The sequence below is a fragment of the Vibrio amylolyticus genome (genome assembly GCF_023145695.1).
Lineage (GTDB): Bacteria > Pseudomonadota > Gammaproteobacteria > Enterobacterales > Vibrionaceae > Vibrio > Vibrio amylolyticus.
Genome location: NZ_JAJHVV010000013.1, coordinates 96,079 through 122,070 on the forward strand (window position 1 = coordinate 96,079; position 25,992 = coordinate 122,070).

The 25,992-nt window shown below is 44.7% G+C and carries 20 protein-coding genes; 15 read left to right on the forward strand and 5 right to left on the reverse strand.

Features of this window, described 5'->3' with window-relative positions:
- Nucleotides 1-73: 73 nt before the first annotated feature.
- Nucleotides 74-577 (reverse strand): CpxP family protein, encoded by a 504-nt coding sequence (locus KP803_RS18585; RefSeq protein ID WP_248010346.1) that lies wholly within the window; start codon nt 575-577, stop codon nt 74-76.
- A gap of 211 nt (nt 578-788) precedes the next feature.
- On the opposite strand from KP803_RS18585, the gene KP803_RS18590 reads away from it, so the two are divergent.
- From KP803_RS18590 to KP803_RS18600, 3 genes are all read left to right on the forward strand, one after another.
- Nucleotides 789-1,475 (forward strand): response regulator, encoded by a 687-nt coding sequence (locus KP803_RS18590; RefSeq protein ID WP_248010347.1) that lies wholly within the window; start codon nt 789-791, stop codon nt 1,473-1,475.
- Nucleotides 1,475-2,854 carry an envelope stress sensor histidine kinase CpxA gene (gene cpxA, locus KP803_RS18595; protein ID WP_248010348.1) on the forward strand — a complete coding sequence of 460 codons (1,380 nt, stop codon included), beginning with the start codon at nt 1,475-1,477 and terminating at the stop codon, nt 2,852-2,854. The genes KP803_RS18590 and cpxA overlap by 1 nt, the downstream gene beginning before the upstream one ends.
- 125 nt (nt 2,855-2,979) lie before the next feature.
- Nucleotides 2,980-3,459 (forward strand): tRNA (cytidine(34)-2'-O)-methyltransferase, encoded by a 480-nt coding sequence (locus tag KP803_RS18600; RefSeq protein ID WP_248010349.1) that lies wholly within the window; start codon nt 2,980-2,982, stop codon nt 3,457-3,459.
- Between the two features lie 107 nt (nt 3,460-3,566).
- On the opposite strand, the gene KP803_RS18605 is transcribed toward KP803_RS18600, so the two are convergent.
- Nucleotides 3,567-4,082 carry an FxsA family protein gene (locus tag KP803_RS18605; protein WP_248010350.1) on the reverse strand — a complete coding sequence of 172 codons (516 nt, stop codon included), beginning with the start codon at nt 4,080-4,082 and terminating at the stop codon, nt 3,567-3,569.
- Between the two features lie 338 nt (nt 4,083-4,420).
- On the opposite strand from KP803_RS18605, the gene aspA reads away from it, so the two are divergent.
- The 4 genes from aspA (at nt 4,421) to KP803_RS18625 (ending at nt 10,046) form a co-directional block, all read left to right on the forward strand.
- Nucleotides 4,421-5,872 (forward strand): aspartate ammonia-lyase, encoded by a 1,452-nt coding sequence (gene aspA, locus KP803_RS18610; protein ID WP_248010351.1) that lies wholly within the window; start codon nt 4,421-4,423, stop codon nt 5,870-5,872.
- 132 nt (nt 5,873-6,004) lie between these two features.
- On the forward strand, nt 6,005-7,312 hold the full coding sequence (locus KP803_RS18615; RefSeq protein ID WP_248010352.1) for an anaerobic C4-dicarboxylate transporter: 1,308 nt from the start codon (nt 6,005-6,007) through the stop codon (nt 7,310-7,312).
- A gap of 139 nt (nt 7,313-7,451) precedes the next feature.
- A complete protein-coding gene (locus KP803_RS18620) occupies nt 7,452-9,251 on the forward strand; it encodes a protein-disulfide reductase DsbD (RefSeq protein WP_248010353.1) in 1,800 nt (599 codons plus the stop codon).
- Between the two features lie 165 nt (nt 9,252-9,416).
- Nucleotides 9,417-10,046: a response regulator gene (locus tag KP803_RS18625; protein WP_248010354.1), complete on the forward strand. Its 630-nt coding sequence runs from the start codon at nt 9,417-9,419 to the stop codon at nt 10,044-10,046.
- A gap of 55 nt (nt 10,047-10,101) precedes the next feature.
- Here the strand turns inward: KP803_RS18625 and KP803_RS18630 are convergent, their stop codons facing one another.
- Nucleotides 10,102-11,841 carry a potassium/proton antiporter gene (locus KP803_RS18630; RefSeq protein WP_248010355.1) on the reverse strand — a complete coding sequence of 580 codons (1,740 nt, stop codon included), beginning with the start codon at nt 11,839-11,841 and terminating at the stop codon, nt 10,102-10,104.
- A gap of 356 nt (nt 11,842-12,197) precedes the next feature.
- On the opposite strand from KP803_RS18630, the gene KP803_RS18635 reads away from it, so the two are divergent.
- The 3 genes from KP803_RS18635 (at nt 12,198) to KP803_RS18645 (ending at nt 14,813) form a co-directional block, all read left to right on the forward strand.
- The gene (locus tag KP803_RS18635) at nt 12,198-12,461 is read left to right on the forward strand and encodes a DUF4212 domain-containing protein (RefSeq protein WP_248010356.1); all 264 of its coding nucleotides are present in this window, start codon (nt 12,198-12,200) and stop codon (nt 12,459-12,461) included.
- A 12-nt stretch (nt 12,462-12,473) separates the two neighbouring features.
- Nucleotides 12,474-14,201 (forward strand): sodium:solute symporter family protein, encoded by a 1,728-nt coding sequence (locus KP803_RS18640; protein WP_248010357.1) that lies wholly within the window; start codon nt 12,474-12,476, stop codon nt 14,199-14,201.
- A gap of 123 nt (nt 14,202-14,324) precedes the next feature.
- Nucleotides 14,325-14,813 (forward strand): hypothetical protein, encoded by a 489-nt coding sequence (locus KP803_RS18645; RefSeq protein ID WP_248010358.1) that lies wholly within the window; start codon nt 14,325-14,327, stop codon nt 14,811-14,813.
- A gap of 150 nt (nt 14,814-14,963) precedes the next feature.
- Here KP803_RS18645 and KP803_RS18650 read toward each other — a convergent pair whose 3' ends face one another.
- Nucleotides 14,964-18,395, reverse strand: a complete 3,432-nt coding sequence (locus tag KP803_RS18650; protein ID WP_248010359.1) for a hybrid sensor histidine kinase/response regulator — start codon at nt 18,393-18,395, stop codon at nt 14,964-14,966.
- A gap of 132 nt (nt 18,396-18,527) precedes the next feature.
- Complete coding sequence (locus KP803_RS18655; RefSeq protein WP_248010360.1) at nt 18,528-19,712, reverse strand: 3-phenylpropionate MFS transporter; 1,185 nt, start codon at nt 19,710-19,712, stop codon at nt 18,528-18,530.
- Between the two features lie 243 nt (nt 19,713-19,955).
- Here KP803_RS18655 and KP803_RS18660 point away from each other — a divergent pair, with 243 nt between their 5' ends.
- From KP803_RS18660 to accB, 5 genes are all read left to right on the forward strand, one after another.
- Nucleotides 19,956-21,782 carry a DUF294 nucleotidyltransferase-like domain-containing protein gene (locus KP803_RS18660; protein ID WP_248010361.1) on the forward strand — a complete coding sequence of 609 codons (1,827 nt, stop codon included), beginning with the start codon at nt 19,956-19,958 and terminating at the stop codon, nt 21,780-21,782.
- Nucleotides 21,783-21,807: 25 nt separating this feature from the next.
- On the forward strand, nt 21,808-22,443 hold the full coding sequence (locus KP803_RS18665; protein ID WP_248010362.1) for a 3'-5' exonuclease: 636 nt from the start codon (nt 21,808-21,810) through the stop codon (nt 22,441-22,443).
- 202 nt (nt 22,444-22,645) lie between these two features.
- Nucleotides 22,646-24,598 (forward strand): acetate--CoA ligase, encoded by a 1,953-nt coding sequence (gene acs, locus KP803_RS18670; RefSeq protein WP_248010363.1) that lies wholly within the window; start codon nt 22,646-22,648, stop codon nt 24,596-24,598.
- Nucleotides 24,599-24,967: 369 nt separating this feature from the next.
- Complete coding sequence (aroQ, locus tag KP803_RS18675; protein WP_248010380.1) at nt 24,968-25,417, forward strand: type II 3-dehydroquinate dehydratase; 450 nt, start codon at nt 24,968-24,970, stop codon at nt 25,415-25,417.
- Nucleotides 25,418-25,517: 100 nt separating this feature from the next.
- Nucleotides 25,518-25,982 (forward strand): acetyl-CoA carboxylase biotin carboxyl carrier protein, encoded by a 465-nt coding sequence (gene accB, locus KP803_RS18680; protein ID WP_248010364.1) that lies wholly within the window; start codon nt 25,518-25,520, stop codon nt 25,980-25,982.
- The last annotated feature ends 10 nt before the right edge of the window (nt 25,983-25,992 follow it).

Consider the following 25,992-nt stretch of genomic DNA (forward strand, 5'->3'; position numbering starts at 1 on the left):
AAAAAATATCAAACAAAAGGCAGCCATTATGGCTGCCTAGTCGTGAATTCGTTTTTGAGCTCGTTCTCAGTGTCTATGACTCGTGCATGCGCTTTTGCATTTTATCACTGCATTTTTGCATACGCTCTTGCTGAAGCTCAACAAATTGCGCTTTCTGCTCTTCAGTAAGTACACTCAACATTTTCTGTTGCTGTGCAAGCTTATTAACACGACGCTCGGTCTGCTTTTCAACCATCTGCTTCGCTAGCTCATTGGCTGCTGCTTCATCAAAGCTATCAGCTAGCACTAATGCCTGAATTTGCTGATGATACGCTTGCATCTCAGCTTGTTTTGCTTCGAAGTTACCTTGATGGTGTGCTTTTCTTTCCGACTTTGACGTTTCACGCATCTCTTTTAGCTGATCTTTCTGTTCATCGGTGAGATCGAGCTGGCGAACAATGCTTCGATCAAATCCACCCGAACATCCACCCTTACCACCTTTATGGTGAGAGTTTCCACCAAAGGCATACGCACTTGCTGTCGCGAATGTCAGTGGAAGAATCGCCGCAGCCAAAACCAGTTTTTTTGTAGTGTTCATAATCGTACCCTCAGTTGTTTTTGTATCACGTTGTCTGTTGTCACTGCTCATGCAGCGGATAACTTAATAGTACGACCTAGGGTGTAAACGAGCGTTTAGTAAGCGTAAAGGATCGTAAAGAGAGAAAATTAAGCTCTTCGCCTGTCATTTTTCGCAGTACTATAAATAGGAAGCACAACGCAGACGTAATTTCGAAAGAGGCAGCACAACTATGGCACATATCCTACTCATTGATGATGACACTGAACTGACTGGCTTATTGAAAGAAGTATTAAGCTATGAAGGCTTTACCGTGACCGAAACCAACGATGGTGAGTCAGGGCTTGCGGAAGTCAGTGATGATATCGACCTCATCTTGCTTGACGTGATGATGCCTAAGCTCAATGGCATGGATACGCTTAAAAAGCTGCGTGAAACTTGGAATACCCCAGTGCTTATGCTTACCGCTCGTGGTGAAGAAATCGATCGCGTTATTGGTTTAGAACTTGGCGCAGATGATTATTTACCGAAGCCATTTAGCGATCGAGAGCTACTGGCGAGAATGAAGGCGATTCTACGCCGAACTCAAACCAAAGCCGCACCGAAAATGACCGATTGCATTGAGTATCTCGATATAAAAGTCTATCCAGGTAAGCAAGAAGCTTACTGCCAAGAGCAGTTGCTAGAGCTAACGACAACCGAATTCGCCCTATTAACGCACTTTATTCAAAACCCGGGAGTGACTCTGACTAAAGAGGCACTTAGCCTCGATGTTCTAGGTAAGCGTCTAGCCGCTTTTGACCGGGCAATAGATATGCACGTCTCTAATTTACGTAAAAAGCTCCCTGATACCGAATCCGGACGCTCTCGCATTAAGACCCTAAGAGGCCGAGGTTATTTATTGGTTGAGGAGGATTGATGCGTCTACCTAAAGTTACTAGCCTGTATGGGCGTATCTTTGCCATATTTTGGTTCACCATGCTATTGGTGCTCATTGCTGTGTTGTCCCTACCACATCTTGATCCAAGAAAGGCTCGTGATTTACCTGCAGAACAACTCAGTAGAATGACTCAGCTGAAACAAAACATCGAGAACAGGCATAGAAACGACACCGATCTTGGCCGGATCATCTATAACCTTGAAGATCAGCGCCGATCCCACAGAGATCCAAGACCTAGGATCTTTATTACCGATCTTGAGGGCAACGTTCTCACGACTAAAAAACATCACGATTTTAAAATTCGAGCGCTTAAGAATTTTGTCACGAGCATCGAGTCCATAGAAACACCAAAGCAGAAGCTTTATGGCCAATATATGGTGGCAGGGCCGCTACCTATCACCCTCGCGCAGCGTGAACTGTTGCTCTATGTCGGCCTTAGGTGGGATCAACCCTCACCATTTCTATTACGTTTATTCGATAAACCCTTTCAGCTTCTCTTTGCTGTCATGCTTGCCAGTACACCTCTGCTACTTTGGTTAGCATGGGCCTTGAGTCAGCCTGCCCGTAAACTTGAACGTGCTGCCAAGCGAGTAGCCAGAGGAGAATTTGTTGTCGATCCTGAGCTTGAAAAAGGCACATCAGAGTTTCGCCAAGCAGGAGCGAGCTTTAATCAGATGGTGGAAGCGGTAAACAGCATGCTCTCAGGTCAGCAGCGGCTACTTTCAGATATCTCTCATGAACTTCGCTCTCCCTTAACCAGGCTCCGCATGGCTAACGCACTAGCAACTCGCAAACAAGGGGAAAGCTCAGAGCTCATTCGTATTGATACCGAAGCGCAACGTTTAGAGCAGATGATTGCTGAGCTTCTAGAGCTCTCTCGCATGCAAGCTGATAGTCACCTAAATCGCGAGGATCAGCCATTAAGCAGTTTATGGGAAGAGCTACTCAATGACGCACAATTTGAAGCCGAGCAGGTGAATAAGTCATTACGATTCTCAGCGATCCCTGACCGCCTCATCTCAGGAAATCCGAAACTCTTGATGAGTGCGATTGAGAATATTACACGCAATGCGATTTATTACGGTAAAGATAAGGTTCAAGTCTCCATGCAAGCAAGTGGTGACACCCTGACGATTGAGATTGAAGATAATGGCGAGGGCGTTCCAGATAATGAGATGAGTGAGATCTTTCGACCATTTTATCGAGTCTCCACTTCTCGTGATCGAAACTCTGGTGGCGCAGGGCTTGGGCTTGCCATTACCGAAAGCGCAGTGCGTCAGCATAGTGGTCATATTTTAGCAAGCCGAAGTACACTTGGCGGGCTAAAAATAACCGTCACTCTGCCTATTATCTGCTGATCGTTACTCTATCCAACTCAACTTTATCAGGTTTGGTTTTAATGCGACTCCTTAATCGGTGACTTGTGCTGCCAAGGCGAGTCACCTTATACTTTCTCCAATTTCATTATTAGAGAGTAACCTCCATGTTTGATATTGCGCTTTTCGAGCCAGAAATTGCCCCAAATACCGGCAACATTATCCGACTCTGCGCTAACTGCGGCGCAAATCTACACTTAATCGAACCACTTGGGTTTGATTTAGAAGAGAAGAAAGTACGTCGAGCCGGATTAGATTATCACGACCTTGCTCGTGTAAAGCGTCATAAAGATCTCGCTGCATTTATGGACTATCTAGAAAACGAACGTGAAGGTGAGTTTCGAATATTTGCTTGTACAACCAAAACTACCGGCCATCATGTGGATGCTAAGTTTGTTAAAGGCGATGTGCTCTTGTTTGGCCCAGAAACACGTGGATTGCCAGCGGAAGTGATTGAGAGCCTACCTATGGAGCAGCGTATCCGAATCCCAATGATGCCGGATGCAAGAAGCCTTAATCTCTCAAATGCGGTTGCTATCATCGCCTTTGAAGCTTGGCGTCAAATGGGATTTGAAGGCGCTCTTTAAACCTCTTATTCGACACCCTAACGTTAAAGAGCTTCACCAATAAGCAATAGAAATCAAAAAGGCAGCCAATGGCTGCCTTTTATTTTGTTCATTCAAGATAAACGCTTCTAATTCAGTTTGTCTCTATCCTGATCGTCTTTTTTCTCATATTCGCCTTCAAACGTACTGCCGTTTGAGTCTGAATTGAACGGCCCTCGATGAAACGGGTCTTGCTCAAATGGGCTTTGACCAAATGAATGCGCACCAAAGCCAGCGCCACCCACTGATTTCACGACCATCTTGCTCATTAAGTATTTAGCAATTGCAGCTCTTGGAGCCGGAAGCAGTACTAACATACCAAAAGCGTCCGTCATAAAGCCCGGTGTCAACAATAACACTCCTGAAACCGCTAACATCACACCTTCAAAAATCTGCTGTGCCGGCATCTCACCTTGATTAAGGCGACCTTGCACCGATCGTAACGTTTGTAGGCCTTGACTACGTACCAAGGATGCACCGACAAAAGCGGTCAATAATACCAAGCCGATTGTTGGCCATAAGCCAAGGAAGTCACCCACTTGGATAAACAGACCAATCTCAATGATCGGCACAAAAATAAACAGTAATAATAAGATAGGAAACACACGCCCTCCTTTGTTGAATTCAGTGTACGCGTAAAAGCTCCATTAGCTCAAATTATTCGTGTAAAAAACTGTATCTCACACTGAAATCCACCACTCATTTAGGTCAGCATAAATGACATTACAACCAATAAATCAAAGCTATAGGTTGACTGCAATTTATTAACTGAATTGTTTAAGAAAAGTGATCCAGTTACTATTTTTATGTATCTAGTTCAGTATGATGTGCAACAGATGCTAGAAAAGATTTTCTAGCCCACAATTCTGAAGAAGGGATTCTTAAACGCAGAGTTGGGGAATATTTTATTAATTAACAATAATAATTCTCTAAGGATCCCGTTATGGCTACCCCATCTATTGCTACAACTACAGCGCACCAAGCCACTCGAATCGAAGAAGATCTTCTAGGTCAACGTCACGTCCCTGCTGATGCGTATTACGGCATCCATACCCTACGCGCAATTGAAAACTTTAATATCTCCAACTCAACCATCTCCGACGTACCTGAATTTATTCGTGGCATGGTGATGACAAAAAAAGCAGCTGCATTAGCCAACAAAGAGCTTGGCGTACTACCAAAAGATGTTGCTAGCTATATCATTGAAGCATGTGATTTGATTCTAGACACAGGTAAGTGCATGGATCAGTTCCCTTCAGATGTATTCCAAGGCGGCGCTGGCACGTCAGTTAACATGAATACTAACGAAGTTATCGCTAACGTTGCGTTAGAGCTAATGGGTAAAGAGAAAGGTCAATACGAATTTATTAACCCAAATGACCACGTTAATAAAAGCCAATCCACGAACTGTGCTTACCCAACCGGTTTCCGTATTTCGGTATTTAATAGCGTTCGAAAATTGATCGATGCGATTGAATACCTAAAAGGCGCATTCGATCTGAAGAGCAAAGAGTACGAAAACACACTAAAAATGGGCCGAACTCAACTTCAAGATGCTGTGCCTATGACCGTTGGACAAGAGTTCCACGCGTGGTCAGTGACATTAAATGAAGAGATTCGTGCGCTCCAGTTCACTTCTAAATTACTACTCGAAGTTAACCTAGGGGCAACGGCAATCGGTACTGGTCTCAATGCGGTCGACGGTTATCAAGAAGCCGCGGTTAAACACCTTGCAGCTGTAACAGGTCATGAATGCGTTCAAGCGGAAGATTTGATTGAAGCAACGTCTGATTGTGGTGCTTATGTAATGGCTCACGGTGCCCTTAAGCGTCTTGCGGTGAAGCTATCTAAGATCTGTAATGACTTACGTCTGCTCTCTTCAGGCCCACGTACGGGCCTTAACGAGTTAAACCTCCCAGAACTGCAAGCCGGCTCTTCAATTATGCCCGCTAAAGTAAACCCAGTGGTTCCAGAAGTCGTTAACCAAGTGTGCTTTAAAGTTCTCGGTAATGACAACACCATCTCTTTCGCAGCGGAAGGCGGTCAACTGCAGCTTAACGTGATGGAACCCGTGATCGCACAAAGCATGTTTGAATCTTTAGATATTCTGACTAACGCCTGTGTCAACTTACGAGACAAATGTATTGATGGGATTACAGTCAATAAAGAAGTCTGTGAAGGTTACGTATTTAACTCTATCGGAATTGTGACTTACCTAAACCCATACATTGGCCACCACGAAGGTGACATTGTTGGTAAGATTTGTGCAGAAACAGGTAAGAGCGTTCGTGAAGTGGTACTAGAGCGTGGATTGTTGACCGAAGAAGAGCTAGATGACATTTTCTCGGTTGAAAACCTAATGAGACCACAGTATAAAGGCAAGCGTTACGAGTAATTGCTAAAACAGGCTCCCAATTGGGGGCCTTTTTTGGGCTTATTGACAATAAATCAAAATAACAAATACGTATAAGCTACTCATAATAAACATTTATCTTATTTAATTTAACAATAGAAAAGAGGTGATCACATGATCGCAGTTGAACTATTTGTGGTTCTATTCTTTATTTTCATTGGTGCGCGCATTGGTGGAATAGGGATAGGTTTTGCTGGCGGTGCAGGCGTAATCGCACTATCGCTTATTCTTGGTGTTCCAACGAGCCAATCTTTCATTCCTGTGGATGTTATCTTAATCATTATGTCTGTGATCACCGCCATCGCTGCAATGCAAGTCGCAGGTGGTATGGACTGGTTAGTACAGATTGCTGAAGACTTTCTACGAAAGCATCCTGAACGCATCACCTTTTATGCGCCTATCGTAACCTTCGTTATGACCTTAATGGCGGGAACAGGCCACACTGCCTTTTCTACTCTACCTGTTATAGCCGAGGTTGCAAAAGGACAAGGCGTTCGTCCATCTCGTCCACTGTCTATAGCTGTCGTTGCTTCACAAATTGCGATTACTGCCTCGCCAATTTCGGCCGCCGTTGTTGCCTTTGCTGCTATGCTTGCGCCTTTCGGTGTCGACTACCTAACGCTTCTGGCGATCTGCATTCCAACTACATTCATTGCCTGTATGGTGGGTGCCTTTGTGGCTAACTTTATGGGTTGTGAGCTAAAAGATGATCCTGTCTATAAAGAGCGCCTTGAGAAAGGTCTAATTAAGCTCGCTAGTAATGAAAAACGTGAAATTCTTCCAACCGCAAAACGTGCTACGTATATTTTCCTTGCAGCGATTGGCTTTGTTGTCTGCTACGCGGCCGCCATCTCTGGCTCTGTTGGGTTAATTGAAAACCCAGCACTAGGTAGAAATGAAGCCATCATGACCTTTATGTTGGCTGCAGCCGCTGCCATCGTTCTATTCACCAAGATTGATGCCTCTAAGATTCCTGCCGCAGCCACCTTCCGCTCAGGTATGACGGCGTGTGTTTGTGTACTTGGTGTTGCTTGGTTAGGTTCAACATTCGTTAACGCACACGTTGACGGCATCAAAGATGTGGCTGGTGCTCTGCTTTCTGACTACCCATGGATGCTCGCTCTGGTTCTATTCTTTGCTTCTATGCTGCTTTATTCTCAAGGTGCAACGACCGTTGCTCTTATGCCAGCGGCACTGGCAATTGGTGTTGCTCCACTCACTGCTGTTGCATCATTTGCCGCAGTAAGCGCACTGTTTGTCCTTCCAACTTATCCAACCTTGTTGGCTGCGGTTGAAATGGATGATACGGGTTCGACTCGCATTGGTAAGTATGTATTTAACCATGCGTTCTTTATTCCAGGCGTCACAACCATTGCAACCGCTGTTGCTCTTGGCTTCGCATTTGGTGGACTGTTTATCTAACGATAATTTTCCTCATGTACAAATAGTGAATAAATAGGCCTGATTTTCAGGCCTATTTTATTTTGGGTGAAACTTATCCACTACTAAACCTGTCTGATTAAGTTAAGATAACCACTCCTAAAATAGAAAGACGATTTGTATGCGTTTATTAGCCCTTGTATTTGCTTTTTGTTTATCAGTCACAGCGCTTCCTGCTAATGCCTTATTCTCAGATAGCTCGGATTCACTGTTCGCGCCTTCAGATAACAATACCTTTGTCCCTGTCGATGAAGCGTTTCCGTTTAATTTCTATCAGCAAGGCGATCGACTCTCTCTTGATTGGCAGGTCAAAGAGGATTATTACCTCTATCAAGATCGAATCTCTTTCAGCGGTGAGAGCATTACACTTGGTGAGATAAAAATGCGCCAAGGCCTACCATATGAAGACGAATTCTTTGGTAAGGTCAACATCTACACCGAGCCACTTTTGGTGGATATTCCGTTAAGCGACTATCAAGATAAAGCCCGTGTCATCGTTCAATATCAAGGCTGTGCAAAAGCCGGGTTCTGCTACCCACCAGAAACACGTGTTATCGATATTACCAGCTTTGAGTTTTCAGACAGCACTCCGATTGTTAATGCCTCAACACAAGTGTCGGCAGAAAACTCTCAACCTCAATCGAATATTCAAACCTCACAAGACAGCAATCTAGCCGATAACCTCGCAGAAAACTGGTGGACTCCACTGCTGTTTCTCGCGCTCGGTGTGGGCTTAGCCTTTACGCCATGCGTACTCCCTATGTATCCCATCTTAACCAGTATTGTATTAGGCAGTGGTAAGAAGCTCAGTCATACACGAGCACTAGGGCTGTCATTCATTTACGTACAAGGTATGGCTCTCACTTATACTCTGCTTGGCTTAGTTGTCGCGTCCGCGGGGATGCAATTTCAAGCTGCAATGCAGCACCCCTACGTCCTGATCGGCTTAAGTACGCTCTTTGTTGTATTGGCCGCCTCCATGTTTGGCCTTTACAGCCTTCAGCTACCTAGTGGCATGCAAACTTGGCTCAACAACCTTAGCAACCAACAAAAAGGTGGCAGTAGCCTTGGCGTTTTCGCTATGGGTGCCATATCAGGATTAGTCTGCTCTCCGTGTACAACTGCACCGTTATCTGGTGCCTTGCTCTATGTCGCTCAAAGCGGTGATCTACTCACTGGTGGCGTCGCTCTTTACGCGCTCGCAATGGGGATGGGGATTCCATTGATGCTAGCTGCTGTCTTTGGGAATAAGCTATTACCAAAAGCAGGCGAGTGGATGAACGTGGTCAAAACCTTATTTGGCTTCGTCTTGCTCGCGGCTCCCATTTTCCTACTCGAGCGAATCCTTCCTTCGCTATGGACAACGATTCTTTGGTCATTACTGGGCTTTATTGCTTTTGGTTGGCTCTACCACCTAAAAAATCGACTTCCGTTCGGTGGTTGGAAACAAAGTGCGGTGGGTATTGTTGCCGTTCTAGGGCTATTTGCTTCAGCGCAACCAGCGCTTAATTTCTACTTCAACCCAAGCGGCCAGTCTTCACAGTCGACTATTGAGTTTATTCAGATCAGCAATGTTGCTGAACTCGAAGATCAGTTAGCCAAGGCTAAGCAGAACAACCAACCCGTTATGCTCGACTTCTACGCAGATTGGTGTGTTGCATGTAAAGAGTTTGAAAAATACACCTTTCACCAACCAGACGTAGAAGCTCAGTTAAAGAACTTCGTCTTACTCCAAGCAGATGTGACTCGTAATAGGCCAGAAGACATTGCAATGCTCCAGCATCTTAATGTTTTAGGTTTACCCACCATTGAATTTTGGGATGCCTCAGGAAAGAAAATAAACAACGCAAGATTGACTGGATTTATGGAGGCGAAGCCGTTTCTTACCCACATTCATGCCGTACTGGCGCAAGGTCAGTAAGATCTCTTCAGGTAACTTGGCTAATCACTAAAAGAGTTGGGAGGGCAATAACCCAACTCTTTCACATTTTAAGAAGAAAAATCAGGCAATAAGTGGGTATTGGTTGTCACGCTCCACTCAAGTGGTAATACTAAAATTAACTTTTTCCTAATAAGCGCTTAACTTATGGAACCAACCTATTCCATTATCATTGCTGATGATCACCCATTATTCCGCAATGCTCTGTTTCAGTCAGTTCATATGGCCGTCAGCGGTGCCAATCTGCTCGAAGCCGACTCTCTTGATGCACTTCTAAGCTTATTGAAAAAAGAGGAAGAGCCCGATCTTCTGCTTCTCGATCTCAAGATGCCAGGCGCCAATGGGATGTCAGGGCTGATCCATCTCAGAGCGGAATACCCAGACCTCCCGATTGTCGTTGTCTCTGCCAGTGAGGAAGCCTCGGTTGTAAGTCAGGTTAAAAGCCATGGCGCCTTTGGGTTCATTCCTAAATCAAGTGATATGCGAGAGCTAATCAGCGCACTAAATCAGGTGCTTAATGGCGACCCATTCTTCCCTGAAGGGCTAATTACAAACAATGCAGCCTGTAACGATTTAGCTCAAAAAATTGCGGCGTTAACGCCACAACAATATAAAGTACTTGGGATGCTTTCTGATGGGTTACTCAACAAGCAAATCGCGTATGAGTTGAATGTCTCAGAAGCGACTATCAAGGCGCACATGACAGCCATCTTCCGTAAACTTGGGGTGAAGAATCGCACACAAGCGGTGATTCTTTTACAAGAACAGCCAAGCTAAACGAGTAAAGAGTGAAACGAGCTAATTGCTAGTTGAAGCCGCCTATACTACCTTCCTACGCGGCTTCATCTTCATCCTCTGGTAAACACAAACCAATGGTTATCACTTCGTTATCTTGAACGTCAGCCACCACCCAATGTAAACCTTCCCAATCAAAACTGTCACCGAGTACCGGATACGGGCCTATTTGATCTTGAGCAAGCTGCTTAAGCGTCATGCTCTGGTCTTCAACGGATACCGAGATGCCATAATGCTCAACAACACTTTGAATAGAGATCGTCGCATCAAGGAAGAAATCGCCGTAGAAACGCGCCACCTCTTCTTGCTCGATCGGTGCCACACTAAAGAGCTCACTTAATGCATCAAGATCTTTATCCTGCCCCAATACACATAACGTATCATTGGCTTGCAACACAGTGCTTCCTGATGGGTGCAATAAGGTATTGTCTCTAAATAACGCGGTAATTCGGGTCCCATCTGGCATGGTTAAACGCTTCAATGGTTCACCGACACACCATTTCTCTTCTTTCAATTTATAGACAAACATTTCCCACTCACTGGTCGGAAAGATCTCTATGCCACTGCGGTAAATAGGACTTGGTTTTGGCGGTAATGAGACATTGGCTAACGACGCTGCTTTCATTAGGGTTCCACCTTGTACAATCAAAGAGACCATAACAACGAAAAACGCGATATTAAAATACAATTGAGCATTAGGAAGCCCTGCCATCATTGGGAATACGGCTAAGATGATGGGTACTGCGCCTCGTAGCCCTACCCAAGAGACAAACCAACGTTCTCGAATATTAAAACTTCTAAATGGTGCGAGGCCAAGCCAAACAGAAATTGGACGTGCTATTAAAATCATCCCGAAAGCAAGTGCTAATGCAGGAAGCATAATCTCAATTAACGTCGATGGCGTGACCAATAACCCCAAGACCAAAAACATGACGATTTGGCTTAGCCATGTCATCCCATCTAAGACACTAAGAATAGAATGACGTGAGCACGTTGGCTTATTACCAATCAGCAAGCCGACCAAATAAATCGTCAATATACCACTACCACCAAGAATGGTTGATAAGGCAAACAGAGCAATACCACCACTTAAGACTAAGATGGAATACATCCCCTCAGGTAGTAATATTCGATTGACCAATGACCACAATAACCAACCACCAGCAAAGCCGACTAACGTGCCTATCCCAAACTGCATAGCAAAGCTTGTAGCAAGAAAGCCCATCCCCATATCCATGTCAGGATTGGATAAAATAGCAATTAGGGTCACGGTTAAGAACACCGCCATAGGGTCATTCGTCCCAGATTCAATTTCAAGTGTCGCTCCGACACGTTCATTGAGGCTTTTACCTTTCAACAGAGAAAAAACCGCTGCGGCATCAGTTGAACCAACAATGGCACCAACCAATATCCCTTGCAGTAAGGTAAGATCAAATAGCCAAGCAGCCATTAACCCTGTAATGGTTGCAGTACAAGCGACGCCGATGGTCGCTAAAGAAAGAGACGGCCAGAAAGCCACCTTAAAGGTAGAAACTTTAGTGCGCATTCCGCCATCAAGTAGAATAATGGCTAAGGCAAGGTTACTGATAAGATAAGTCAGTGAATAATCATCGAATTTAATGCCACCGGGGCCATCTTCTCCGGCCATCATGCCAACAAAAAGAAAGACCAAAAGAATCGGGACACCTAATTTAGAAGAGGCTCGGCTGATAAGAACACTAATAGCGATTAACGTCGCTCCAGTTAGAAACAAACTATTAATGGTATTTACGTCCAATTCATCCTCCTAAGGCAAGCCATTGCTGATATGACAATATAACAAACATGAAATTAAATTGGTCATAATGTTATAAAGAACTTACATTTATTTACTGCTTTCTAATCACAAAAAAATTAAACCCACCTTTTTTACAACATTATTACGATACATTATGCATAACAGCATTAGACCTTTGGCTAAATTAACAATGCATTAACATCACAGTTTAACCTCATTACCCGTCTAATCTCTTATTTTTTGGTTGATTTTACTTTATTGACCCCGACTAAAGTTGAAAAGATCCCTTGCGCTTGCCTTGCTATTGTACAAAGTGAAACATTTCATTAACAACAATACATCGTAAGGAGACGACGATGGCATTTGAAAATAAAGATGACGCCAAGGCGTATTGGGACAAAAACGTGAAAATCATGATCAAACTGATGGTCGTATGGTTTGTTGTTTCATTCGGCTGCGGCATTCTTTTTGTTGATGTCCTAAACCAATTTCAAATAGGTGGTTATAAGCTTGGATTCTGGTTTGCTCAACAAGGTTCGATTTATGCATTTCTAGGGATTATTTTCTACTACGCGTGGAAAATGAGACAGCTTGATCGCGAATTTAACGTAGACGAATAAGGAATACCTCAGATGGACTTGAAAACAATCACCTATCTCGTAGTAGGTGCTACATTTATCCTCTATATCGGTATCGCTATTTGGGCGCGTGCTGGTTCAACCAAAGAGTTTTACGTCGCTGGCGGCGGTGTAAACCCAATTGCGAATGGTATGGCAACAGCCGCTGACTGGATGTCGGCAGCATCGTTCATATCCATGGCTGGCTTAATCGCGTTCATGGGATACGGTGGTTCAGTATTCTTAATGGGTTGGACAGGTGGTTATGTACTCCTTGCCCTACTTCTAGCGCCTTATCTGCGTAAGTTTGGTAAATTCACTGTACCTGAATTCGTTGGTGAGCGTTTCTACTCGAACACAGCTCGTATCGTAGCCGTAGTATGTCTTATCATTGCATCGGTCACTTACGTTATCGGTCAAATGAAAGGGGTCGGCGTTGCGTTTGGTCGTTTCCTAGAAGTTGATTACGATACTGGTCTTCTGATTGGTATGTGTATCGTATTTATGTACGCAGTAATGGGCGGCATGAAAGGGATTACCTACACACAGATTGCTCAATATTGCGTACTCATTTTAGCTTACACTATTCCTGCAATATTCATCTCTCTACAACTAACAGGTCACCCACTACCTCAAATTGGTCTTGGGAGCACCATGGTCGGAACCGATGTCTATCTACTCGACCGGCTCGATCAGGTGGTCACCGAACTCGGGTTTACCGAATACACCACCCAAGTTCGTGGCGATACGTTAAACATGTTTGTTTACACCATGTCACTGATGATCGGTACTGCAGGTCTACCTCACGTAATCATTCGTTTCTTCACAGTACCTAAGGTACGTGATGCGCGTACCTCAGCGGGTTGGGCTCTATTCTTCATTGCTATCCTATACACAACCGCTCCAGCGGTATCAGCAATGGCGCGCCTAAACCTAATGGAAACAGTGAATCCAAGTGCGGGTGAATACCTGGCTTACGACGAACGTCCTGACTGGTTTAAGAACTGGGAAAAAACAGGTCTGTTAGGCTTTGATGACATAAATGGTGATGGCAACATCAACTACACGTCTAGCGCAGAAACAAACGAGCTAAAAGTTGACCGTGACATCATGGTTCTTGCTAACCCTGAGATTGCTAAACTACCAAACTGGGTTATTGCTCTGGTTGCGGCAGGTGGCTTAGCGGCGGCACTATCAACGGCTGCGGGTCTATTACTGGCTATTTCGTCATCCATATCCCATGACTTAATTAAAGGGGTCATTAATCCGAATATTTCCGAGAAGAAAGAGCTACTCGCCAGTCGAATTTCTATGGCAGTTGCAATTGGTGTCGCGGGGTATTTGGGGCTCAATCCACCAGGCTTTGCCGCTGGTACGGTTGCACTGGCGTTTGGTCTAGCCGCATCCTCCATCTTCCCGGCATTGATGATGGGTATCTTCAGTAAGACGATCAATAAAGAAGGTGCTATTGCAGGTATGATCACTGGTATCAGTATCACGCTATTCTACGTATTCCAACATAAAGGCATTCTGTTTGTTGCTGACTGGAAATTCTTGGAAAGCTGGGGAAGCAACTGGTTCCTAGGTATTGAACCTAATGCATTTGGTGCGATTGGTGCACTATGTAACTTCATCGTAGCTTTCGCTGTCTCTCGTGTAACAGCTGAAACGCCACAAGAAGTGAAAGATTTAGTTGAACACGTACGTGTTCCTGCAGGCGCGAGTGATGCTGTAGACCACTAAAATCTAACTCAAACCACAAAAGCCCCTCCGGGGGCTTTTTTTATCTACTCAATGCTGTACTTTATCTATTATTACAATTAGTTAACTTATCTACAAAACGTCTATAGCTGCAAGGAAGCCAATATGTTCAAAAATAAGCACCTCGTCGTTGCTATGCTCGTCGCCCCAATTCTCTCAATTGTTGCTTACCTTGGCACCGACATGGCCCTTAGCGAAAAGCCCCATGCAGCAAAAAAAGGGGAAGCGTATAAGCTCCTAAGTAAATCTAACTGCCGCTATACCAGTGGTTTATGTGATATGGAAAATGGCGAGTTCAAAATTCAGTTTCGTTCTGAAAGTGTTACCGATACACAGCTTTTCCTAAGCCTAAGTTCTAAGCTACCACTGCAAGGCATTAAACTCTCTCTTGTTGATGATCAGGACGCGGCAGGAACGCCTGTCAATATGCAGCCCCTGGATGACAGTGAGCTCAACTGGAATGTAGAGCTACCAGCCCCAGCATCCGATGAAAGCTGGCTACGTGTTGCTATTCAATCCAACGACACGCTGTATTACGGAGACACTCAAACGGTCTTCGTCAACTATGAAACATTATTAAATCAATCTGAATAAACGCAAAGGCTGATTAAGTATCCGTTACTTAATCAGCCCTCTCTACTCTTCTAGCTACGTAGCCTTCCACAGCTCAGTTTTCTAAATACACGTATTCATCTAACAATCAACTTCAACTCTAATGACCGCCGTAGCTCATCAGCAGTCAAGCTATTTGACTTGGTTTAGTATCGCTCTTAATTTTAGGGGTTTAACAGGCTTAGGAATAAAAGCAAAATCATTCGACTTAATCCCGTCAAGCATATCTTCAGTTCTATCCGCACTGATGATCACGCCTTTAAAGCTATCTCCTAATCTCAGACGACATTGTTGAAGTACCTCAAGCCCCGTACGACCATTATCGAGTCGATAGTCAGAGAAAATCACATCAGGAACCCAACTACCCTCGAGCGCTTTCATACTTTGCACTAAATCCTCAGCTAATTTAATTTCACAGCCCCAGCGCGCTAGCAAGTTCTCCATCCCAACTAATATCTCTCGCTCATTATCAACACACAGAATTTTTATATGAGAGAGATCGGAGACCGGCATCGCTGTTTTTTCAACCTTAATGATCTCATCACTTTGTGCTCTATTGAGCGTAATAGAAAACACACTGCCTTGTTCTGGCCAAGAGCGAAGTGAAATGGAATGGCCTAACACGTGAGCAATCCCTTTAGAAATGGCTAGCCCCAAGCCTAGACCTTGATCGGAGCGAATTTGACTACCACGAGTAAATTCCTCAAAGATTTCCTGCTGCTTACCTTCATCGATACCAATCCCATTATCCCAAACATCAATTCTCACTTTGTCACCAACACGCCTCACCCCCAAACGCACTTTGCCTCTTGGGCAGTATCGAAATGCATTGGTAAGGAAGTTCTGGACCACTCGTCTTAATAATTTAGGGTCTGACTGAACCAGTAACGATGACGGGATCATTTTAAATGAGAGCTGCTGCTGTTTTGCCAATGCACTAAATTCGGCATCTAGATTAGAAAGGACATCTTTAATCGCGAAGCTTTGAACATGAACGTCCAACTTGCCAGATTCTAAGCGTGAAATATCAAGCAGATCACCAATCAGATCTTCAGCCGCCTCTAGTGCGCTCTCAATGTGCGTTGATAGCCCTTTCACTTCTTGGTCTTTCGCCACCTCAGACAGTGATGAAGCAAAAAGACGCGCGGCATTGAGAGGCTGCATCAAATCATGACTCACTGCGGCTAGAAATCGAGATTTTGATTGAGACTCATGCTCTGATCGTTGGGTAGCACTCACTAACTGCTTATTCAGTCGCTCTAATTCTTGCGTCCGTTTTAAAACTCTAACTTCAAGCGTTTCATTGGCTTCTTTGAGGGCTTGTTCAGCGTCTCTAAACACGGTGATATCGGTAAAGCTCATCACAAACCCACCGCTCGGCATGGGATTACCTTGAACCTCAATCACTCGACCATCAGGACGAATACGAGAAGATGTGTGGCGAGTCCCCTGTTCTAAGTGTGAAACTCGGCGACGAACATGGTCTTCAGGATCACCCGGCCCACAAAGTCCATTCTCTGCGTTATGACGAATCACATCCGCAATGGGGCGACCAACCTGAATCAACCCCGTTGGAAATTCAAACAGTTCGAGATAGCGCTGATTCCAGGCCACTAACCTAAGCTGTCTATCAACCACGGCGATACCCTGCCCAATATGCTCAATCGCCCCTTGGAGTAGGCCTCGACTAAAGTCATACAGCTCTGAGGCCTCGTCAACAATAGTGGCAACCTCTTCCAATTGCATATTCTTGCCTTGCAGCGCTGAAGTCAGTACTAACTTGGCAGAAGACGCACCAAAGACACCAGCGAGCACCCGCTCGGTATGGCGGATTAGAGTAGAAGGTGCTTGTTGATTGGGTAGCAAGGTTTCATGCTGCTGTGTCCAATACTGGTTAAAAGCGCTACGCACGCGTGTCCGTCCAACAAACCGAGACGCAAGCATCTCAAGTTCTCCAACGGTCACACGACTTTGATATAGCGTCTGATTTTCACTTTCAGGAAGTGGCATCCCGATAAAGGACGCCGACTGTAAGCGCTCACTCAGGCTTGCACGAGTTACCATTGAGATGACCACAAAACAGAAGGTATTGGTAACCACACTCAGCAACATTCCCCAGTCTGAGCTTTTTATACCCCAATCGCTCAATAGTTCTGGCGGCGTAATCAACCAAATCAGTGCGTTATTGCTCGCATCTCCAGCTAGCACGCCTGTTTGGCTCATTAAGGTCACTAACCAAATACTAAAACCTACCGCTAAACCTACATACACACCTTTTCGGTTGCCTGTACGCCAATACATTCCGCCGATGAGTGCCGGTGCAAATTGCGTAATCGCAGCAAAAGAGAGAAAGCCAATAGCAGAAAGCGAATGGATCGTATCGAGCGCCTGATAAAAGCCCCAAGCCCCAATAAGAAGCAGCAAGATCAGCGCGCGCCTAATAATCAGCAACAGCCCCGAAAAGTGACGGTAATTACGATCGGTAATACGCATTCGTCGTAGCAACAGCGGCATCACTAAATCATTAGATACCATAATGGCAAGAGCAATCGTGGAGACAATCACCATTCCACTTGCTGCCGATGTACCGCCCAGGAAGGCCAGTAATGCGATATTATCAGCGCCCACAGACATCGGGACACTAATCACATACGCATCAGCAGGACTTCCAGCTAATAAGCTCTGCCCAACCCAAGCGATTGGCAGAACAAAGATCCCCATCAAAATAAGGTAAAGCGGAAATAGCCAACGCGCAGTATGAAGATCTTGAGCACGTTCATTCTCAACCACCATGGTGTGAAATTGTCGGGGCAGACAGACAATTGCGACCATCGTCAGTGCAGTATGGATCAATAACGTGGGGATATTCGGGGATTGATAGGTTTGCTTAGCCACCGAGACTAAATCGACATGCTCTTGATTCCAAGCTAAGTAAATAATAAAAAAACCAACGGTTAAAAAAGCCACTAGCTTAATGACCGATTCAAACGCAATCGCCATCATCATGCCACGATGGTGTTCGGTGTTATCAATATGCCTCGTACCAAATAGCATGGTAAAAACAGCCAGTGCCCCCACCACAAACCACGATACATAGCGTTCCTGATAACCGAGATCACTCGCCAAATTTGGCGCGACAATATCGAGCCCCATGGTAATGCCGCGTAGCTGCAACGCAATATAAGGCAAAATTCCAGCAACCGCGATCAACGTGACTGCAACCGCTAAGCCCTGAGATTTACCATACCGTGCCGCAATAAAGTCAGCGATAGAGGTGATGTGCTCTCGCTTGGCCGTTAACACCAAACGAGCTAAAACTCGCCAACCAAGCGTAAAGACTAAAATTGGAGCGACGTATATCGGTAAGAATGACCATGGGTTACTACTGGCCTGCCCAACCGTTCCATAAAACGTCCAAGAGGTACAATAGACCGCGATTGATAAGCTATAGATCCACGGTCGCCACTTCGCTAACCAGTTAGTTTGACGATCGCCATACCAAGCAATAAGAAAGAGTATGGCGAGATACGCGAGTGAAACCGGTATGACAATCCATCCTTGCATTAGACATCCTTTTCTAATCTATATTTTCGCAACCATTTTTTACAAAAGAGGCACAGTGCCAGAAACAAAAAACCTCTCCGACAGGAGAGGTTTATTTAACTAGGGAACTGCTGCAATCTCAATCAATTGAGTCTAATTCTGTGCTTTGGACTCGGCTTTATTAAGATCAATTATTTTTGCACTTCTATCTTCAACTTTAACCAACAGAGCGACAGCCCCCATGAACGACATCGCCCAGAACACATTTGCGCCAAAATTATCGTAGCCCCAACCGCTCAGAGTTGTGATAAGTGCAATCACAGCGCCAAGTGGAATGGCATTGTACAGAGCTTGCAGTGCCACCATTTTATGCTCTTCTTCTTTCTGTATGTATTGAATAGCAGCAATATGGGCCATCGCAAACGTCACACCGTGCAATAGCTGAACCATAACCAGTGCATACAGTTCTGTTGTCGAAGCGGTGATACCCCAACGTACCATCACACCAATAGAGGCCGTCACAAACAGCGCTCGGAGCGTCCAACCAGCGAAAACTCGTTTACTAAAGGCAAACACAGCCACCTCGGCCACAACGCCCAGACTCCACAAATAACCAATAATATCAGCCGAATACCCGGCACCACGCCAGTGGATCGCACTAAAGCTATAATAAGCAGCATGGCTTCCTTGAATAAGAGCAATCAAGGTCAAAAACTTGATGACTGGCCATTCACGTAGAAGCTGAGACACTTTTGGCCTTTCGACATTTTTAGTGCTCAACGTCTTAGGCATCGTGCTTATGCTTCTCATCGAAATAATCAATGAAAATAAAACACCCGCCAGCGCGGTATACAAGATCATATCAGTGCCATACCAAGCAATAAGATACCCAACAACCGTAGAGCCAGCAATAAACGCAACCGAACCCCACAGGCGTGTTCGGCCATAATCGAGCATTTTTAAGCGTGCGTAATAGTTCGCTAATGCATCGGACAATGGAACAATAGGGCCACAACAAAGATTAAATAAGACGGTTGCGGCGACCATTAACCAGAAGTTTCCCCCCGTAAAAAAGTGAAAGCCAACAAATAAGAACGCGGCAAAGCTTAGCCAACGAAGCGCAGGTAAAAGATGCTCCGCTTTATGAATTCGCGGCGTAATCACTAAATTGGCAACGCAACGGGTGGCAAATCCAATACCGACTAGCACGCCAATATCGGTTGCAGAGACACCTTGCTCTTCAAACCAAAGCGCCCAAAACGGTAGATAAACACCGTAAGCAAAAAAGAAACCGAGAAAATACTGGGAGATCCAGCCATAGGGGGATGGGGTTAGCATCGAGTGCTCCTAAAACATGGCAAAAGTGCAAGCGCGCCTATTATGGGCATAGAAAGCGAGATAAAAAAGGGAAGAAAGCCTTTCTGTGTATTTCCGCTTTAAATTCACGTTCAACCTCATCTAAAACTCCGTTTAAAAGCGAAAGCGAACTTTTTAATAATCAATCATTAGACCAAAGTCGTCTGGAGCTAATGGTGGAATTTGTCACACTGGTTATAGAGAACGTTACCAGGAGGAAGGGTGATGCCAGACAAATTCAATATGCAGTCTCCACCTTTTGACCGCTTAACCGAAAAACAGCAACATCAACTGCGCTCATCTCTGGATGTCGCCTATTATCGTGACAACGATGTCATATTACAGCCAGAAAGAAGCTGTCAGCACCTGCACATATTAATAAAAGGCGCTGTTGAAGAACGCTCGACCAACGACTCAGAGATCTTCGCACATTACGCTAATGATGACATGTTCGATGTTAGAGCCCTATTCGATGGCGAGGTACGCCATCAATATATTGCACTTGAAGACACCCTATCCTACCTATTGCCCAAGGCCATTTTTATTGAGCTTTATGAGGCTAATGGTCAGTTTGCTGCCTACTTTGACAATAATCTCAAGAAACGCCAAGTTCTCATTGATGCCGCGCAGCAACAGCAAAATCTTGCGGAATTTATACTGACGAAAGTCGATCATTCGATCTATCACCCTCCGATGATCCTAAAACCTGAACAGCCGCTCAATGAAGTGACACAGCAACTAAAACATAATGGCGTTGATTCTGCACTGGTTCGACTTTCTAATGATGATCCGCGATTAATCGAACACCCAAACTCACACCCTTATGCGATAGTCACAAGAACCAATATGTTGCACGCCGTCATGCTAGAACACTGCCCACTGGATGCTAACATTGGAAAAATAGCAACCTTCCCCGTCCTTCATATTGATGATGGCGACTTCCTCTTTAATGCCATGATCACCATGACCCGCAATAAGATGAAGCGTTTAATGGTTTGCGATGGCAAAGAAGCGGTGGGCATGCTCGATATGACGCAGATCCTTAGTGCGTTTTCAACTCATTCACATGTATTAACATTAAGCATCGCTAGAGCCAGTAGCGTCGAAGAACTCGCGCTTGCATCAAATAAACAAAGACAACTCGTCGAAAGCTTGCTTGGTAATGGTATTCGAACCCGATTCATTATGGAGCTCATTTCCGCGGTCAACGAACAGATCATAGAAAAGGCGTTTGAACTCGTCGTGCCACCAGCACTTCATGACCATTGCTGTCTCATTGTTTTAGGCTCAGAAGGTCGTGGCGAACAGATACTTAAAACAGATCAAGATAACGCGCTCATTCTACGAGACGGCCTTGAATGGCACTACTGCCAATCGGTTATGAATCAGCTGACCCACACTCTACAGCAGCTTGGCTATCCACTCTGCCCTGGCGACGTCATGGTAAACAATCCCAAATGGGTTAAGAGCCAACAGCAGTGGAAAGATACCGTGAGTCGTTGGGTTCAAAGTGCTAAGCCTGAGCATGTTATGGATCTGGCTATAATGGCAGATGCACATGCTGTCGCGGGTAACGAAGAACTACTTAAAGAGGTAAGTGAACACTTACACGGATTAATGAAAAATAAGATGCTCGTGCTGCAAGAATTCACTCGCCCAGCGCTTCAGTTTTCAATTCCATTGACCTTATTCGGTAACGTAAAAAATAACAAAGAAGGCTTAGACATCAAACAAGGGGGCATATTCCCTATCGTACATGGTATTCGCGCCCTCTCACTCGAATATGGACTTGATGAGAAGAATACTTTTGATCGGATCGAAAAATTGCAATCTAACCGTATCTTAGAACCCGAAACCGCCGATAACCTCGCTGAAGCACTCAAGCTCTTTTTCAAATTGCGTCTATCACAACAACTATCCTTACATCATAGTTCGAACAAAATTGAGCTTAAGCAACTTGATCGAACAGAACGAGACTTACTACGCCATAGCCTCCACGTGGTGAAAAAATTTAAGCAGTTTCTTGGTTTCCATTATCAGATTAGAGATTAGTCTTGACGCGATTAGAGAGGTTTAAATGAATTGGTTGGTACGACAATATTGGCATCGGAAACTGAAAGGTTCCCCTTATCAGTCGCTGTTTGGCACTCCACAAAAAGGGGAGTTTGTCTCACTTGATTGCGAAACCACGAGTCTGGACCCCAACCGTGCAGAACTTGTCACTATTGCTGCGACCAAAATAATTGATAATCGCATCATCACTAGCCAACCTTTTGAAGTACGGCTAAGAGCACCTCAATCACTTGACTCTGGTTCGGTGACCATCCATAAAATTCGCCACCAAGACCTACTCGATGGGATTGGGGAAAAGGAAGCATTATTACAGCTACTCAAATTTATTGGTAACCGACCATTAGTGGGTTATCACATTCGCTACGATAAAAAAATTCTTGATATTGCTTGCCGAAAACAACTCGGATTTCCGCTCCCTAATCCACTCATAGAAGTGAGCCAGATTTATCACGATAAACTAGAACGTCACCTACCCAATGCCTACTTTGACCTTAGTTTGGATGCCATCTGTAAGCATCTCGATTTACCAATGCAAGGCAAGCACGACGCACTACAAGATGCCATTTCCGCCGCTTTGGTTTTTGTTCGGCTAACAAAAGGTGATCTTCCTTCGCTGACCTCCCCTTATCAACAGCGATAAACTCGCGACTCACATCTCAATTCATTAAGTTAAGTCATTACCAGATAAGAAAAAACCGCCGTCTCATCCTAAAGTCTAATTGTGGAAAGCCGTAAGGTAGCAGACAGTGGTAGCCATACAAACTTTCCAATCTAGATCTATGAATCGATAACAAAATGGAAATTTGTTCTGCTCACAACATCAAGGCGCAAGGAGAGAAGCAATGAGTGAAGCCCATATTTATCCGGTAAAAGAAAATATTAAATCAACGACACACGCGGATAACGACACTTACCTAGCCATGTACCAACAGTCTGTCTCTAACCCGGAAGGTTTTTGGGCTGAACATGGAAAAATCGTTGATTGGATTAAACCATTCACTCAAGTTAAAAGTACTTCATTTGATACTGGCCACGTTGATATTCGCTGGTTTGAAGATGGCACATTGAATGTCTCTGCAAACTGTATCGACCGCCACCTTGCCGATCGTGGTGACGAAGTTGCCATCATTTGGGAAGGTGATGACCCCGCTGATGATAAAACACTTACTTTCAACGAACTTCACAAAGAAGTGTGTCTATTCTCTAATGCCCTAAAAGACCAAGGTGTGCGTAAAGGTGACGTCGTTTGCCTTTATATGCCAATGGTACCTGAAGCTGCTGTGGCAATGCTTGCTTGTACACGTATTGGTGCGGTACATACTGTGGTATTCGGTGGTTTCTCTCCAGAAGCACTCTCCGGACGCATCATTGATTCAGACGCAAAAGTGGTTGTGACTGCGGATGAAGGTGTCCGTGGTGGTCGCGCTGTTCCATTGAAGAAGAATGTCGATGAAGCATTGACTAACCCTGAAGTGAAGAACATTGAAAAAGTCTTTGTTTTCAAACGTACAGGTGGCGATATTGACTGGCATGAGCATCGTGATGTTTGGTGGCATGAAGCAACAGCATCGGTATCAGCTGACTGTCCACCAGAAGAGATGAACGCAGAAGATCCACTATTCATTCTTTACACCTCAGGCTCTACAGGCAAGCCAAAAGGCGTTCTACATACCACAGGCGGCTACCTAGTTTACGCAACCATGACCTTCAAATATGTATTTGATTACCAAGAAGGCGAAACATTCTGGTGTACAGCGGATGTCGGTTGGATCACTGGCCACACATACCTTATCTATGGGCCACTGGCGAATGGTGCAAAAACCATTCTATTTGAAGGCGTGCCAAACTATCCAAACACAAGCCGCATGAGTGAAGTGGTCGATAAGCACCAAGTCAATATTCTATACACTGCGCCGACCGCAATTCGAGCTCTTATGGCGAAAGGCACAGAAGCCATTGATGGGACATCACGCTCAAGCCTTCGTGTTATGGGCTCTGTAGGTGAACCGATTAACCCAGAAGCTTGGGAGTGGTACTACAAAACTATCGGTAATGAAAAGTCACCAATCGTCGATACATGGTGGCAAACCGAAACTGGCGGCATTTTGATTGCACCGCTTCCAGGAGCGACCGATCTAAAACCAGGTTCCGCAACTCGTCCATTCTTTGGTGTTCAGCCAGCCCTAGTCGATAACATGGGTAACATCATTGAAGAAACAGCAGCGGAAGGTAACCTAGTAATACTCGATTCATGGCCAGGCCAAATGCGTACCGTTTACGGTGACCATGAACGTTTTGAACAGACTTACTTCTCTACATTTAAAGGTATGTACTTCACGAGTGATGGTGCTCGTCGCGATGAAGATGGTTATTACTGGATTACAGGTCGTGTTGATGACGTACTGAACGTTTCTGGCCACCGTATGGGGACGGCGGAAGTAGAGTCAGCACTTGTTGCACATAGTAAAATTGCCGAAGCCGCTATTGTGGGTATTCCACACGATATTAAAGGCCAAGCTATTTACGCTTACATCACACTCAATGATGGTGAATTCCCATCTGCTGAGCTTCATAAAGAAGTGAAAGATTGGGTAAGAAAAGAGATTGGGCCAATCGCAACGCCAGATGTCCTTCACTGGACAGACTCTTTACCTAAAACACGTTCAGGTAAAATTATGCGTCGTATTCTCCGTAAAATCGCAACCGGAGATACGAGTAATCTTGGTGATACCTCAACACTTGCAGACCCGAGCGTTGTAGAGAAACTGATCGCTGAAAAAGCGGAGCTTGCATAGAGCGAATACTCATAGAGGACTAACTACACGACAGGTTGCACAGTGCAACTAATAGTCACTCTCACAAGCATTCGTTTAAAACACTAAACGCTAAAACCGCCACTTTATGTGGCGGTTTTTTTATGGGTGCAACCTCAAACTTTGGCCATACAAACGCGAAGGTTAATGTGTTTTTTGTTAACTCGGTAACAGAATCAGTCGTTACAGACAGGTGATTAGACCAGTAAATTGCTGCGATTTGCGCTGAATTAGCTATAATCGTGGTCTATTTTCAAAGAATCGCGATCTTTTGACAAAAATTTCATGCTGATTCTTTGAATATGTGGGAATATTATGATTCATCACACGATACAGGAAGATGGCAACACAATGACTGCAAAATCTCGCATTCTAGTCCTAAACGGTCCAAATATTAACCTTTTGGGGTTAAGAGAGCCCGCTCATTACGGTTCTCAAACGCTAGCTCAGATCATTGACACCTTAACCGAGCAGGCATCAGGCGCTCAGGTTGAGTTGCAACATCTCCAATCGAATCGTGAATATGAGCTGATCGAAACCATTCATGATGCCTTTGGTAAAGTGGATTTTATTATTATAAATCCCGCAGCTTTTACGCACACTAGTGTTGCTCTACGCGATGCATTACTTGGTGTTGCTATCCCGTTTATTGAAGTGCATTTATCAAACGTACATGCACGAGAACCTTTCCGCCATCACTCTTACCTTTCGGATAAAGCTGAAGGCGTTATTTGTGGTTTAGGCGCACAAGGGTATGAATTCGCTTTGTCGGCAGCCATTAAGCACTTGCAATCAAAGTAAGCACTTAACCGCCAAAGCAACAAGATTACTTTTTTAAGTAAACAAACACTCTACAGCTCACTTAGGAGCTGTCTTATTCACAAGATAAAGAGAAAGAAAAATGGATATCCGCAAAATCAAAAAGCTTATCGAGTTAGTTGAAGAATCAGGCATCGCTGAGCTAGAGATCTCTGAAGGTGAAGAGTCAGTACGAATCAGTCGTAATGGCGTAGCTGCACCTGTAGCTCCAATTCAATATGCTCCAGCACCAGTTGCTCCAGCAGCAGCCCCTGTTGCACAAGCGGCTCCAGTAGCGGCTCCTGTTGCAGAAGCGGCACCAGAAGCTGTATCTGGTCACCAAGTTCTTTCTCCAATGGTTGGTACTTTCTACGGTGCTCCAAGCCCTGATGCAAAACCATTTGTTAAAGTTGGCCAACAAGTTAATGCTGGCGATACTATCTGTATCGTTGAAGCGATGAAAATGATGAATCAAATCGAAGCTGATAAATCAGGTGTTGTAACGGCTATCTTAGTAGAAGACGGTCAACCTGTTGAGTTCGATCAACCACTTGTTGTTATCGAATAATAGAGGCCTC